This window comes from Sphaerisporangium corydalis, from assembly GCF_025506355.1.
GTDB classification, from domain to species: Bacteria; Actinomycetota; Actinomycetes; order Streptosporangiales; family Streptosporangiaceae; genus Sphaerisporangium; species Sphaerisporangium corydalis.
Genome location: NZ_JANZYP010000007.1, coordinates 143,500 through 157,722 on the forward strand (window position 1 = coordinate 143,500; position 14,223 = coordinate 157,722).

11 protein-coding genes are annotated in these 14,223 nt (G+C 72.1%); all 11 read left to right on the forward strand.

The features are described from left to right. Positions 1-104: 104 nt before the first annotated feature. The 11 genes from infB (at position 105) to dapB (ending at position 14,137) form a co-directional block, all read left to right on the forward strand. Complete coding sequence (gene infB / locus NYZ98_RS07765) at positions 105-3,395, forward strand: translation initiation factor IF-2 (RefSeq protein ID WP_262841865.1); 3,291 nt, start codon at positions 105-107, stop codon at positions 3,393-3,395. Positions 3,396-3,486: 91 nt separating this feature from the next. Further along, positions 3,487-3,786, forward strand: a complete 300-nt coding sequence (locus NYZ98_RS07770) for a DUF503 domain-containing protein (protein WP_262841866.1) — start codon at positions 3,487-3,489, stop codon at positions 3,784-3,786. A gap of 67 nt (positions 3,787-3,853) precedes the next feature. Further along, on the forward strand, positions 3,854-4,351 hold the full coding sequence (rbfA, locus tag NYZ98_RS07775) for a 30S ribosome-binding factor RbfA (RefSeq protein ID WP_262841917.1): 498 nt from the start codon (positions 3,854-3,856) through the stop codon (positions 4,349-4,351). Further along, positions 4,351-5,376, forward strand: coding sequence for a DHH family phosphoesterase (locus NYZ98_RS07780; RefSeq protein WP_262841867.1), 1,026 nt, complete (start codon positions 4,351-4,353; stop codon positions 5,374-5,376). The genes rbfA and NYZ98_RS07780 overlap by 1 nt, the downstream gene beginning before the upstream one ends. Before the next feature lie 139 nt (positions 5,377-5,515). Beyond that, positions 5,516-6,388: a tRNA pseudouridine(55) synthase TruB gene (truB, locus tag NYZ98_RS07785; RefSeq protein ID WP_262841918.1), complete on the forward strand. Its 873-nt coding sequence runs from the start codon at positions 5,516-5,518 to the stop codon at positions 6,386-6,388. Positions 6,389-6,414: 26 nt separating this feature from the next. Further along, complete coding sequence (locus NYZ98_RS07790) at positions 6,415-7,584, forward strand: pyridoxal-phosphate dependent enzyme (protein ID WP_262841868.1); 1,170 nt, start codon at positions 6,415-6,417, stop codon at positions 7,582-7,584. Positions 7,585-7,813: 229 nt separating this feature from the next. Continuing rightward, on the forward strand, positions 7,814-8,809 hold the full coding sequence (locus tag NYZ98_RS07795) for a bifunctional riboflavin kinase/FAD synthetase (RefSeq protein ID WP_380706291.1): 996 nt from the start codon (positions 7,814-7,816) through the stop codon (positions 8,807-8,809). Between the two features lie 197 nt (positions 8,810-9,006). Further along, positions 9,007-9,276 carry a 30S ribosomal protein S15 gene (gene rpsO / locus NYZ98_RS07800; RefSeq protein WP_262841869.1) on the forward strand — a complete coding sequence of 90 codons (270 nt, stop codon included), beginning with the start codon at positions 9,007-9,009 and terminating at the stop codon, positions 9,274-9,276. Between the two features lie 419 nt (positions 9,277-9,695). Continuing rightward, positions 9,696-12,026, forward strand: a complete 2,331-nt coding sequence (locus tag NYZ98_RS07805; RefSeq protein WP_262841870.1) for a polyribonucleotide nucleotidyltransferase — start codon at positions 9,696-9,698, stop codon at positions 12,024-12,026. Then, positions 12,023-13,333, forward strand: coding sequence for a M16 family metallopeptidase (locus NYZ98_RS07810; protein ID WP_262841871.1), 1,311 nt, complete (start codon positions 12,023-12,025; stop codon positions 13,331-13,333). The genes NYZ98_RS07805 and NYZ98_RS07810 overlap by 4 nt, the downstream gene beginning before the upstream one ends. A gap of 66 nt (positions 13,334-13,399) precedes the next feature. Further along, entirely contained in the window at positions 13,400-14,137 is a 738-nt protein-coding gene (gene dapB, locus NYZ98_RS07815; RefSeq protein WP_262841872.1) for a 4-hydroxy-tetrahydrodipicolinate reductase, read from the forward strand. Positions 14,138-14,223 lie beyond the last annotated feature (86 nt).

Genomic DNA, 14,223 nt, shown 5'->3' on the forward strand with positions numbered 1-14,223 from the left:
GGCGGGTCAGATAGCGATGAGCGCCTGATGAGCATGCGGCGATGAGTACGTCCAGGTAGCGACGGTCCGGCGGCACAGCCTCCCGGGCCGAGTTAGGGAGTGCAGTGGCGAAGGTCCGAGTCTACGAACTCGCCAAAGAGTTCGGAGTCGAGAGCAAGGTCGTGATGGCCAAGCTCCAAGAAATGGGCGAGTTCGTTCGATCGGCGTCTTCAACGATAGAAGCGCCGGTCGTCCGCAAGCTCACGGAGGCACTCAACAAGGGGTCCTCCGATTCCAGAGGCGGCGACAGGTCGTCCAGGGCGCCGTCGAAGGCGTCACCCCGGCCGGCGCAGAGCCCGGCCGGCAACGGCGCGTCCGCGCCAGGTCAGTCGGCTCCGAGGCCGGGCCCAGGCCCGAGGCCCGGACCGCGGCCCGGTCCCGCGAACGTCGCGCCGCGTCCGCCCGTTCCGATGCCCCATGTCAACCAGCCCCCGGCCGAGGCCGAGCGCCCGGTGACCCCGCGTCCCGAGGCCGCGCGTCCCGAGCCCGTCGCGCCGGTCGAGGCCGAGCGCGCCGAGGCCGCGCGTCCCGAGGCCGCGCGCCCGGTGACGCCGCGTCCCGACGTCCCGCGTTCCGAGGCGCCCCGCTTCGAGGCTCCTCGCACCGACGCGGCCCGTCCGGCGCAGGACCGAGGACCGGGCTCCCGGCCCGGCCCCGGCCCGAAGCCGGGTCCCCGGCCCGCGCCGGCGCAGCGTCCCGCGGCCTCCTCCGCCCCTGGCGGAGGCGCGCCCGGTGGTGCTCCCGCCGGTCCGCGTTCCGGCGCTCCGGCGTCCGGTGGCGCTCCTCGTCCCGGAGGCCCGAAGCCGGGTCCCCGTGGCCCGCGCCCGGGCAACAACCCCTTCTCCTCCAACGCGAGCGGCATGGGCCAGCGCCCGCCGCGTCCGGGTCGTGAGGGCGGTGCCCCTCCGACTCGCGAGGGCGCCCCTCGTGACGGTGCCGGTCCCCGCGAGCCGCGCCGTGAGGGCGCCGGTCCGCGTGAGCCGCGCCGCGAGGGCGGTCCCCGCGACGGCGCGATGCCGCGTCCCCCGGGCGCCCGTTCCGGTCCTCCCGGTGCGGCCGGTCCGCGTCCGGGTCCCGGTTCCGCGGGTCCGCGTTCCGGTCCCGGTGCGGGAGGCCCCCGTCCCGGTGGCCCACGTCCCAACCCGATGATGATGCCGTCGCGCCCGTCCGGCCCTGGTCAGGGCGGTGGCGGTGCCGGTGGCGGCGGTCGTCCCGGTGGCGGCGGCGGTCGTCCCGGCGGCGGTGGCGGCGGTGGCCGTCCTGGTGGCGGCGGTGGCGGCGCGGGTCGTCCCGGTGGCGGTGGCGGCGGTTTCGCCGGTCCCCGCACGGGCACCGGTGGCCGTCCCGGCGGCGGTGCCGGCGCGGGTGCCGGTGGCGGCGGCGGTTTCGCCGGTCGTCCCGGTGGCGGCGGCGGTCGTGGCCGCGGTGGCACGGCGGGCGCCTTCGGCCGGCCCGGTGGCCGCCCGACGCGTGGCCGCAAGTCCAAGCGCCAGAGGCGTCAAGAGTTCGACAACATGCAGGCCCCGTCGATCGGCGGCGTGCAGGTACCCCGTGGGACGGGGCAGACCCTGCGCCTTCCGCGCGGAGCCTCGCTGTCCGACTTCGCCGACAAGATCGGTGCGAACCCCGCGTCGCTGGTGCAGATCATGCTGCACCTCGGCGAGATGGTGACCGCCACGCAGTCGGTGAACGAGGAGACCCTGCAGCTCCTGGGTGCCGAGCTCAACTACGCCATCCAGGTCGTCAGCCCGGAGGAGGAGGACCGCGAGCTTCTCGAGGCCTTCGACATCGAGTTCGGCGAGGACGAGGGCGACGAGACCGACCTCGCGCCGCGTCCGCCGGTCGTGACCGTCATGGGTCACGTCGACCACGGTAAGACCAAGCTGCTCGACGCGATCCGCAACACCAACGTGGTCGCCCGCGAGGCCGGTGGCATCACCCAGCACATCGGTGCCTACCAGGTCGCGACCGTGCACGAAGAGCAGGACCGGAAGATCACCTTCATCGACACCCCGGGCCACGAGGCGTTCACCGCCATGCGTGCCCGTGGTGCCCAGGCGACCGACATCGCCGTGCTGGTGGTCGCCGCCGACGACGGCGTGAAGCCTCAGACCATCGAGGCGCTCAACCACGCCCAGGCGGCGGACGTGCCCATCGTGGTCGCGGTCAACAAGATCGACAAGGAGGGCGCGGACCCGACGAAGGTGCGGGCCCAGCTCACCGAGTACGGTCTGGTGGCCGAGGAGTACGGCGGCTCGACGATGTTCGTCGACATCTCCGCCAAGCAGGGACTCGGCATCGACGACCTGCTCGAGGCGATCCTGCTGACGGCCGACGCCGAGCTCGACCTTCGGGCGAACCCGACGATGGACGCCCAGGGCATCGCGATCGAGGCCCACCTCGACAAGGGCCGCGGCCCCGTGGCGACCGTGCTCGTGCAGCGCGGCACCCTGCGGGTCGGCGACTCGATCGTCTGTGGCGAGGCCTTCGGCCGCGTCCGGGCGATGCTGGACGACAGCGGCGAGCAGGTCATCGAGGCCGACCCGTCGCGTCCGGTGCGGGTGCTCGGCCTGGACGCGGTCCCGAGCGCCGGTGACAACTTCATCGTCGTCACCGACGACCGGATGGCCCGCCAGATCGCCCAGCAGCGTGCGGCCAAGCAGCGCATCGCCGACATGGCGAGGTCCAGCCGCAGGCGCACGCTCGAAGAGCTCTTCAGCGACATGGAGAAGGGCAAGGTCGACGAGCTCAAGCTCATCATCAAGGGTGACGTCTCCGGTTCCGTGGAGGCCCTGGAGGACGCGCTGCTCAAGATCGACGTCGGCGAGGAGGTGCGCCTCCGGGTGCTCCACCGTGCCGTCGGCGCCATCACCGAGTACGACGTCAACCTGGCCATCGCGGACGACAACGCCGTCATCATCGGCTTCAACGTGCGCCCCGAGGTCCGGGCGCGCGACCTGGCCGAGCGCGAGGGCGTCGACATCCGCTACTACTCGGTCATCTACCAGGCGATCGAGGAGATCGAGGCGGCCCTCAAGGGCATGCTGAAGCCGGAGTTCGAGGAGGCGCAGACCGGTACCGCGGAGGTCCGGGACGTCTTCAAGGTTCCGAAGATCGGGAACGTCGCGGGCTGTCTGGTCCGCTCGGGCACGATCACCCGCAACAGCAAGGCCCGTATCATCCGCGACGGTGTCGTCGTGGCCGACAACCTCACCGTCTCGTCGCTGCGCCGCTTCAAGGACGACGCGACCGAGGTCCGCGAGGGCTTCGAGTGCGGTATCGGTGTCGGGTACAACGACATCAAGCTCGACGACGTCATCGAGACGTTCGAGATGCGGGAGAAGCCGCGCGCCTGACGGTGCGAGAAGGCATGACAGGCCGGGTGTCCGTGGGTTCGTCCCACGGACACCCCCCGTCGTCCCTCGCCCGCCGATCGCGGCGACAGCCATGTACATAGGTGCTCTGACGTTGGACATCCTGCTCGGCGACGTGCATTCGCTGAAGCAGAAGCGCTCTGTGGTGCGTCCTCTCATCGCCGAGGTGCGGCGCCGGTACCCGGCGGTCGCGGTGGCCGAGACCGGCCATCTCGACCTGCACCGCCGCACGGAGGTGGGCGTCGCCGTGGTGTCCGCCACGGCCGCCAACTGCGGCGAGGTGCTGGAGGCCTGCGAGCGGCTGATCGCCTTCCACCCGGAAATCGAGGTGCTCTCCGCCCGCCGGCGGCTCATCAACGAGGACGAGGACTAGTGCCCTCGGGAAGCCACACCTCCCGTGGGCCGTTAAGCGAGTAAAGCCAGTAAAGAGGGGGAGCGCGATCGTGGACGCAGCACGCGCCCGTAAGCTTGCGGACCGCATTCAGCAGGTCGTCGCCGAGATGCTGGAGCGCCGGATCAAGGATCCACGCCTCGGCTTCGTGACGGTGACCGATACCAAGATCACCGGTGACCTCCGGGACGCGACGGTCTTCTACACCGTGTTCGGTTCCGAGGCCGAGCGGGCCGACACCGCCGCCGCCCTGGAAAGCGCCAAGGGGGTCATCCGTTCGGAGGTGGGACGCCAGACCGGCGTGCGGCACACGCCGACGCTGACCTTCCACCACGACCCGCTGCCCGACAGCGCCCGGCACCTCGACGTGCTGCTCGCCGAGGCCAAGGCCCGTGACGAGGAGATCGCCAAGAAGGCCGAGGGCGCGGTCCACGCCGGCGAGCCCGACCCGTACCGCAAGCCGGGCGACGAGGATCAGGAGGGCGAGGACGACCTCGGGGAGATCGGCGCCGGGCCGTCCGACCACGCCGGCCGCTCCGCACTGTGATGTCCGGCGCCACGCCTGACCGGCGGCCTCCCGCGCACGTGCGGGAGGCCGACTGGCGGCGCGCCGTCGAGCTGGTCCAGGACGCCGGGCAGGTCGCGCTGGTCTGCCACGTCGCCCCCGACGGTGACGCGCTCGGTTCGATGCTCGGCCTCGGCCTGGCCCTGCGCCGCGCGGGGAAGCGCGTGACGGCGTCCTTCGGCGACCGCCGGTTCGCGGTGCCGCGCCTGCTGCGGTTCCTGCCCGGCCAGGACCTGCTGGTCGCGCCCGCGCGCTACCCCGCGGAGCCGGAGCTGATGATCAGCTTCGACGTCCCCACGGTCGACCGTCTCGGCCTGCTGGCGCCCAACGCCGGTAAGGCCCGCGAGCTGATCGTGGTGGACCACCACCCCTCCAATACCGGGTTCGGCAGCGTCTGCCTGGTCGACGCGGCGGCCGCCTCGACGTCGGTGCTGGTGGAGGAGCTGCTGGACCGGCTCGGGCTCCCGGTCGACCGCGACATCGCCACCTGCCTGTACACCGGCCTGGTCACCGACACCGGGTCGTTCCGGCACGCCTCGACCACGCCCGCCGTCCACGAGATGGCGGCCCGGCTGGTCGCGACCGGCCTGCGCACCGACGAGATCGCCCGCGAGCTGTGGGACCGTTCCCCGTTCGCCTACCTCAAGGTCCTTGGGGCCGCCCTCGACCGGGTCACGCTGGACGAGCGGGCCGCCGGCGGCCTCGGCATGGTGTGGACCTTCGTGCCGCGCGCCGACCGCGCCGCGCACCGCCTGCCGTACGACGAGTGCGAGGGGATCATCGACGTGATCCGCCGCATCGACGAGCCGGACGTCGCCGTGGTGCTCAAGGAGGACGACGAGGGGGCCTGGCAGGTCTCCACGCGCTCCAAGGGCGGGGTGGACGTCGGCCGCGCCTGCACGGCCATGGGCGGCGGCGGCCACGTCCGGGCGGCGGGCTTCACCTCGCACGACCCTCCCGAGGAGACCATCGCGAGGTTCGCCGCGCTCCTCGCGCCCTCCACCTGACCCTTCCCGTTCCGGCGGACGCGCCGACGACCTTTCCGAGGGAACTCCGATGACCACCACGGGCGGCGAGACCCCCGACCCCTCCCCTCCCGGCGCGCCCGCCGGTCCCGCCGCAGGCGCGCCCAGGGCTCGGCGGCCGGTGCCGCCGAGCGGGCTGGTGATCGTCGACAAGCCCGCAGGCTGGACCTCCCACGACGTGGTCGGCAAGATGCGCCGCCTCGCGGGCACGCGCAAGGTCGGCCACGCCGGCACCCTCGACCCGATGGCCACCGGAGTGCTGGTGATCGGTGTCGAGAAGGCCACCCGCCTGCTCGGCCACCTCGCGCTGACCCAGAAGGGCTACGACGCCACGATCCGCCTCGGCGTGACCACCAGCACCGACGACGCCGAGGGCGAGATCCTGTCCACGGCCTCGGCGGCCCACGTGGCCGAGGACGCGGTCCGCGCCGGGGTGGCCGCGCTCACCGGCCCGATCATGCAGATCCCCCCGCAGGTCAGCGCCATCAAGGTCAACGGCGAGCGCGCGTACAAGCGGGCCAGGGCGGGCGAGGAGGTCGAGCTCAAGGCCCGCCCGGTGACCGTCCACGCGTTCGAGATCACCGCCGTCCGGCGCGACGGCGACGCGGTCGAGCTGGACGCGTTGGTGACCTGCTCCAGCGGCACCTACATCCGCTCGCTGGCCCGCGATCTCGGCACCGCCCTCGGCACCGGCGGCCACCTCACCCGCCTGCGCCGTACCCGCGTGGGCCCCTACGAGCTGGCGGCGGCGCGCACGATCGAGCAGCTCGCCGAGGACTGCGTGATCCTCCCCATCGCCGAGGCGGTGGCGTCGGCCTTCCCGCGCATGGACGTGTCGGAACGGGACGCCGGCCTGGTCGCCCACGGCGGCCGGCTGCCCGCCCAGGGCCTCGGCCCCGGCCCCATCGGCGTCTTCGCCCCCGACGGCACCCTCCTGGCCCTGGCCGAGGAACACGGCGGATCCACCAGATCCCTCGCCGTCTTCGTCCCTTAGTTCACACCCTGGCGTGAGGGGTCCCCATGGTCGATCTTCCCGAATACGCGTGCGCCTGCGGACGGTCGTACGAGGTGTCGGTGGGGCGGTGGCGGTGCGACTGCGGAGGGGTGCTCGATCTGGCGGCGGTGCCGCTGGCGTGGAGTCCCCGAGGCGACGACCACTCCCTGTGGCGGTACGCGGACGCCATTCCGGTGCCGGGGCGGCGGTTCAGCCTGGGGGAGGGGATGACGCCGCTGGTCGAGGCGTCCCTCGGCGGCGCGGGGTCGCCGGGCGGGGACGACGGGGTGTGGTTCAAGGTCGAGTACGTGTCGCCGACGGGGTCGTTCAAGGACCGGGGGGCGGTCGTGCTCGCGGCGCTCGCCGACCTGATCGGGGCCCCCCGGCTGGTCGCCGACAGCAGCGGGAACGCCGGGACGGCGATGGCGGCGTACGCGGCCCGCGCGGGCGTCGCGGCCGAGATCTTCGTGCCGTCCGGCGTCAGCGAGAAGAAGCTGGCGCAGATCCGGGGGCACGGCGCCCGGGTGACGGTCGTCGAGGGGCCCCGCGAGGAGACGGCAAGGGCCGCCGTGGAGCGGGTGGAGGCGACGGGCGCGTTCTACGCCAGCCACGTCTACAACCCCTTCTTCTACGAGGGCACCAAGACCTACGCGCTGGAGGTGTTCGAGCAGCTCGGCGGGACCGCGCCGGACGCGCTCGTCCTCCCGGCGGGCAACGGGACGCTGGTGATCGGCGCCTACCTGGGGTTCGCCGGGCTGCGCGCGGCGGGCCTGGTCGACCGCGTGCCCCGCATCGTGGCCGTCCAGGCGGAGCTGTGCGCCCCGGTGGCCGAGGCGTTCACCTCCGGCCGGGCCGACGTCGAGGCGTGGTCCGCCGCCGGGACCGCGGAGGCGCCAGGCCCGGGGGAGCGGACGGTGGCCGGGCGGACGGTGGCCGAGGGGATCGCCATCGCGGCGCCGGCGCGGGGCGCGCGCATCCTGGAGATCGTCCGGGAGACCGGCGGCGCGGTCGTCACCGTCTCGGAGAAGGAGATCGCGCTGTCGCACGCCGCCCTGGCCGCCCGGGGGCTGTGGGTCGAGCCCACGGGCGCCGTCGCCTACGCCGCCGTCCGCGGGCTCAGGTCCTGCGGCTCGCCCCTCACCGAGGGCACCGTCGTCGCCCCCCTCTGCGGCTCGGGCCTCAAAGCGTCCATGTGACCCGCACGGCAGGGGGTCCGGCGGGGGAATCGGGGACGGGCAGGGGTGGGGCCGGGGGCGCGGCGGAGCGGGGCGGGGCCGGGTGGGGATGATCGGCGGAATCGCATGTCCGGCGGGTACCCGGGCGCCGGGGACCGGCGTGGCGCCGGGTCGCGGGCGGGCGGGGTCGTCGCCCGCCGCCCGGTCCCGCTGGGCTACCCTCGTCCCCGTGCGGAGAAATCCCCTTCGCATGGCAGGCTTGGGTGAGCGCGACCATCAGCACAGGAACGAGGTCGAGGTGCAGGGCTGGCACGGACTCGACGACGTGCCCTCGGACTGGGGCAGGTCTGTCATCACGATCGGGGTCTTCGACGGTGTGCACAAAGGCCATCAGCGCATGGTCCAGCGTGCCGTCGCGATGGCGGCGGAGCTGGGCCTTCCCTCCGTAGTGATCACTTTCGACCCTCATCCGGAAGAGGTGGTCAGGCCGGGGACCCATCCCTCCCGGCTGACCACGGCGCGCCACCGCACCGACCTGCTGGGCCTGCTGGGCGTGGACGCCGTGTGCGTGCTGCCGTTCACGCTGGAGTTCTCGCACATGACCCCCGACGAATTCGTCCAGGCGGTGCTGGTCGACCGGCTGCACGCCGCCGGGGTCGTCGTGGGGGAGAACTTCCGGTTCGGCCACAAGGCCGCGGGCGATCTGGAGACGCTGCGCCAGCTCGGCGAGAAGTACGACTTCGTGGCCGAGGGGGTCCCCCTGGTGAGCGACGGGGAGGCGATCTCCTCCAGCCAGATCAGGGAGAGGCTCTCCTCGGGCGACGTCGGCGCGGCGGCGGCGGCGCTCGGCCGCCCGCACCGCGTGGAGGGCGTGGTCGTCCGGGGCCACCAGCGCGGCCGGGAGCTCGGCTTCCCCACGGCCAACGTCGAATCGCCCCCGTTCACCGCCATCCCCGCCGACGGCGTCTACGCCGGCTGGCTGGAGTGCGCGCAGTCCCCCTCGCCCTACGAGGGGCAGCGGTGGCCCGCGGCGATCTCCATCGGCACCAACCCGACCTTCGAGGGCGTCGAGCGCACCGTGGAGGCCTACGCCCTGGACCGGGATGATCTCGACCTCTACGGCGCCCATGTCGTCGTCGATTTCGCCGTGCGGCTGCGCGACACGCTGAAGTTCGACTCGATCGACTCCCTGATCCTGCAGATGCGCCATGACGTGGACGAGGCCCGGCGGCTGACCGGCGGCTGACCGGCCCACGGGGGCGCCGTCCAGGGCTCGCGGGAGGCGGCGGGCACCGAGGTGTCCGCGGCGATGGTAGCCTGACGTGTCGGCTCGGTTTCGGCGCGCTGCGCGCTGCCCGCCGACCGGTTACGGCGACTGTAGGCACACACGGTCGTTCGTGAACAATCATCTGGCGTGTGCCCGTAGATAGTCGAAGGAGAGCCTTGTCGCTCGACACCGCCGCTAAGAAGCAGATCATCGGGGAGTACGGGACCGGAGACGGTGACACCGGGTCCCCCGAGGTGCAGATCGCACTGCTGAGCAAGCGCATCAGCGAGCTCACCGAGCACCTCAAGACCCACAAGCACGACCACCACAGCCGCCGTGGGCTGCTGCTGCTGGTCGGCCGCCGCCGGCGGCTCCTGAAGTACCTGATGAGCAAGGACATCACGCGCTACCGAACCCTCATCGAGCGGCTCGGCCTGCGCCGATAGTGTGGAGGGGAGCGGCATCGCGCCGCTCCCTCTCTCGTATCAGGGCAAAGGCCTCCCTGGTATGGAGGAACCCGGTCGGCGCGTCGTAGCGCGGCGCGCCATCGCTTCAGCAGACTGGCCCTTGTACCACCACAACTGAACAGCCGAGAAAGTGCCCCGCGTCCGCACAGCACAGCACAACGCGCGTTCCCGTGAACGCCTGCGGGCCGGTCCTCGGTAGTGGCTTCCGGATGTCGACGGCGACCAACGCCGTACAGCCCGGGTGCTTCGATCGAAGACCGGCGCTGCACATGACGGGGAGCCGGCATAACGGAGCAAGGCACGAGCGAGCCGACCGCGACGATACCGGTCGGCCGGCGCGTGCCTGAGCGAGTGCGACCACAGCACGGACGCGGGCGACCGACCCAAGGAGGTCCCCCGTGGAGGGTGTCCACAGCACGGAAGCCGTTATCGACAACGGCTCGTTCGGTACGCGTACCATCCGGTTCGAGACCGGGAGGCTCGCGCGCCAGGCGGCGGGAAGCTCCGTCGTCTACCTCGACGACGAGACGATGATCCTGTCCGCCACCACCGCTTCGAAGCATCCCAAGGAGAGCCTGGACTTCTTCCCGCTCACCGTGGACGTGGAGGAGCGGATGTACGCCGCGGGCCGGATCCCCGGCTCGTTCTTCCGCCGTGAGGGACGGCCGTCCGAGGACGCCATCCTCACCTGCCGCCTGATCGACCGCCCGCTGCGCCCGTCCTTCGTCAAGGGCCTGCGCAACGAGATCCAGGTCGTGGCGACGATCATGGCGCTCAACCCCGACCACCTGTACGACGTGGTGGCCATCAACGCGGCGAGCCTGTCGACCCAGCTCGCCGGCCTGCCCTTCTCGGGCCCGATCGGCGGCGTCCGCGTCGCGCTGATCAACGGCCAGTGGGTGGGCTTCCCGACCCACTCCGAGCTGGAGGGGGCGACCTTCGACATGGTCGTCGCCGGGCGGGTCCTCGAGGACGGCGACGTCGCGATCATGATGGTCGAGGCCGAGTCGACCCGCGACACGCTCAAGCTCGTCGCCGACGGGGCGGTCGCCCCGACCGAGGAGACCGTGGCCGAGGGCCTTGAGGCGGCGAAGCCGTTCATCAAGGTGCTCGTCGAGGCGCAGAACAAGATCGCCCAGGTCGCCGCCAAGGAGACCGCCGCGTTCCCGATCTTCCTGGACTACCAGGAGGACGTCTTCGAGGCGGTCGGCGGCGCGGTCAAGAGCGAGCTGGCCTCGGCGCTGACGATCGCGGGCAAGAAGGAGCGCGAGGTCGAGCTCGACCGGGTCAAGGCCCTGGCGCTGGAGAAGCTGGGCGCCGACCTGGAGGGCCGCGAGAAGGAGATCTCCGCCGCCTTCCGCTCGCTCACCAAGAAGCTGATGCGCGAGCGCGTGATCAGCGAGGGCATCCGCATCGACGGCCGAGGCACCAAGGACATCCGGCAGCTCAGCGCCGAGGTCCACGTGGTCCCGAGGGTCCACGGGTCGGCCCTGTTCGAGCGCGGCGAGACCCAGATCATGGGCATCACCACGCTGAACATGCTCCGCATGGAGCAGATGATCGACACGCTGAACCCCGAGCGCACCAAGCGCTACATGCACAACTACAACTTCCCGCCCTACTCCACCGGTGAGACCGGCCGCGTGGGCTCGCCCAAGCGCCGCGAGATCGGCCACGGCGCGCTCGCCGAGCGGGCGCTCCTGCCGGTGCTGCCGACCCGCGAGGAGTTCCCGTACGCCATCCGCCAGGTGTCGGAGGCGCTCGGGTCCAACGGCTCGACGAGCATGGGCTCGGTCTGCGCCTCGACCATGGCGCTCCTCGACGCGGGTGTCCCGCTCAAGGAGATGGTCGCTGGCATCGCGATGGGCCTCATCGGCGAGGGCGGCCAGTTCGTCACGCTGACCGACATCCTCGGTGCCGAGGACGCCATGGGCGACATGGACTTCAAGGTCGCCGGCACCCGTGACGTCATCACGGCCCTGCAGCTCGACACCAAGCTCGACGGCATCCCGGCGACGGTCCTGGCCGGCGCGCTCAAGCAGGCCAAGGCCGCCCGTCTGGCGATCCTCGACGTGATGCAGGAGGCGATCGACTCCCCGGCGGAGATGAACCCGACCGCGCCGCGCATCATCACGATCAAGGTCCCGGTCGACAAGATCGGCGAGGTCATCGGCCCCAAGGGCAAGATGATCAACCAGATCCAGGACGACACCGGCGCCGAGATCACCATCGAGGACGACGGCACGATCTACATCGGCGCGACCGACGGCCCGTCGGCCGAGGCCGCGCGGACCACGATCAACGCGATCGCCAACCCGCACATGCCCGAGATCGGGGAGCGCTACCTCGGCACGGTCGTCAAGATCGCCGCCTTCGGCGCGTTCGTCAGCCTGCTGCCCGGCAAGGACGGCCTGCTGCACGTCTCCCAGATCCGCAAGCTGCACGGCGGCAAGCGCATCGAGAACGTCGAGGACGTCATGAACGTCGGCGACAAGATCCAGGTGGAGATCGCCGAGATCGACTCGCGCGGCAAGCTGTCCCTGGTCCCCGTCGAGGTCATCGAGAAGGACGCGTCGGTCAAGCCCGACGACGGCCCGGACGACGACGACGCGCCCCGCGCGGAGGCCGAGCCCCGCGAGGAGCGTGGCGGCGACCGCGGCGGCGAGCGCAACGGCGACCGGCCGCGCCGCTCGCGCACCCGCGGCGGACGGGACGACCGCAACTCGTGACGACCACCACTCTGCACCCCGGCAAGGACGGTGCCGGGGTCGTGCAGCGCACCGTCCTTCCCGGTGGGCTCCGGGTGGTCACCGAGACCATGCCGACCGTGCGATCAGTCGCGGTCGGCATGTGGGTCGGCATCGGGTCGCGTGACGAGGCCTCCGAGCACACGGGGGCCACCCACTTCCTGGAACACCTTCTGTTCAAGGGCACTCCCACCCGCGACGCGCTGGAGATCTCCGCCGCGATCGAGGGCATCGGCGGCGAGATCAACGCCTTCACCGCCAAGGAGTACACCTGCTACTACGCGCGGGTCCTCGACGAGGACCTGCCGCTGGCCATCGACGTGCTGGCCGACGTGGTGACCTCTTCCCTGGTCACCGCCGAGGACGTCGAGTCCGAGCGGGGCGTGATCCTGGAAGAGATCGCCATGCACGACGACGACCCGTCGGACGTCGTGCACGAGCAGTTCTCCGCCGAGCTGTACGGCGACACCCCCATCGGGCGCCCCATCCTGGGCTCGGTGGAGTCGATCAACAGGCTGTCCCGTGAGCGCATCGCGGAGTACTACCAGAGCTACTACCAGCCCCCGCACACCGTGATCTCGGTGAGCGGGAACGTCACCCACGAACGGGTGGTCGAGCTGGTGGCGGCGGCCTACCAGCGGGCGGGCGCGCTCGGCGGCGACGCCGCGCCGGCCCTCCCGCGCCTGTCGGGCCCCGGCGCGTCGCCGCGCTCGGGGGTGCGGGTGGTCGACCGGCCGACCGAGCAGGCCAACCTGGTCCTCGGCACGACCGCGTTCTCGCGCACCGACGACCGGCGCTTCGCCCTGGGCGTGCTGAACGCCGCCCTGGGCGGGGGCATGTCGTCCCGGCTCTTCCAGGAGATCCGGGAGAAGCGCGGCCTGGCGTACTCCGCCTACAGCTACACGGCGCAGTACGCCGACACCGGCCAGTTCGGCATCTACGTCGGGTGCCTGCCCGCCAAGGTCGACGACGTCCTGAAGATCTGCCGCGAGGAGATCGCCAGGGTCGTCGCCGAGAGCATCTCCGAGGAGGAGATCGGCCGGGGCAAGGGCCAGATGCGCGGCGGGCTCGTGCTGGGCCTTGAGGACACCGGTTCGCGCATGTCGCGCATCGGCAAGAGCGAACTGGTGTACGACACGCTGATGCCCGTCGACGAGGTGCTCGCGCGCATCGACGCCGTCACCCCCGACGAGATCGACGCCGTCGCCCAGGAGATCCTTTCGCAGCCCATGACGCTGGCCGTCATCGGGCCGTACGGCGACAAGGACTTCAGCGCGTTCGTCGCCTGACCGCAGGGCGGGCCCGGGTCCCCTCGGCGGGGCCCGGGCCTCGCCTTCGCGCTACGCTTGGGCGTCGTGATCAGGGTTGGGGTTCTCGGCGCCCGAGGGCGCGTCGGTGTTGAGGTCTGCAAGGCCGTCCAGGCGGCCGACGACATGGAACTGGTGGCGGGCGTCGACGCCGGCGATCCCATCGAGTCGCTGGCGGCCGCGGAGGTGGTGGTCGACTTCACCCACCCCGACGTGGTCATGGACAACCTGAAGTGGTGCGTGGAGCACGGCGTCCACCCCGTGGTGGGCACGACCGGCTTCGACGCGGGGCGGCTGGCGACCGTCCGGGGCTGGCTCGCCGCCAACCCGGGGGTCAACGCCCTGATCGCCCCAAACTTCGGCATCGCCGCCGTGCTGATGATGCACTTCGCCCAGCAGGCGGCGCGCTACTTCGAGTCGGTCGAGATCGTCGAGCTGCACCACCCCAACAAGGCCGACGCCCCCTCAGGGACGGCCCGCCGCACCGCCGAGCTGGTCGCCGAGGCGCGGCGCAAGGCCGGGATGGCCGCCATGCCGGACGCCACCAGCTCCGAGCTGCCCGGCGCCCGGGGCGCGGACGTGGACGGCGTGCGGGTCCACGGGGTGCGCCTGTCGGGCCTGATCGCCCACCAGGAGGTCCTGCTCGGCGGCGACGGGGAGATCCTGACGATCCGCCACGACACGATGAACCGCTCCTCGTTCACGCCCGGCGTCCTGCTCGGCGTCCGCCGCGTCCGCGAGTTGCCCGGCCTCACCGTCGGCCTGGAGCCCCTGCTCGACCTGTAAGGCGGTCACAGGGCCCGGACGGGGAGAAACGGCCGTACACGGGCGCGGGAGGGCATCCAGGGAGCCCTCCGTGCGACCTGGACCCG

Bases quoted from the DNA above. Each gene is read 5' to 3' on its own strand.
- NYZ98_RS07770 (WP_262841866.1), top strand. From the start codon at position 3,487: ATGTACATAGGTGCTCTGACGTTGGACATCCTGCTCGGCGACGTGCAT.
- NYZ98_RS07780 (WP_262841867.1), top strand. From the start codon at position 4,351: ATGTCCGGCGCCACGCCTGACCGGCGGCCTCCCGCGCACGTGCGGGAG.
- NYZ98_RS07790 (WP_262841868.1), top strand. From the start codon at position 6,415: ATGGTCGATCTTCCCGAATACGCGTGCGCCTGCGGACGGTCGTACGAG.
- NYZ98_RS07795 (WP_380706291.1), top strand. From the start codon at position 7,814: ATGGCAGGCTTGGGTGAGCGCGACCATCAGCACAGGAACGAGGTCGAG.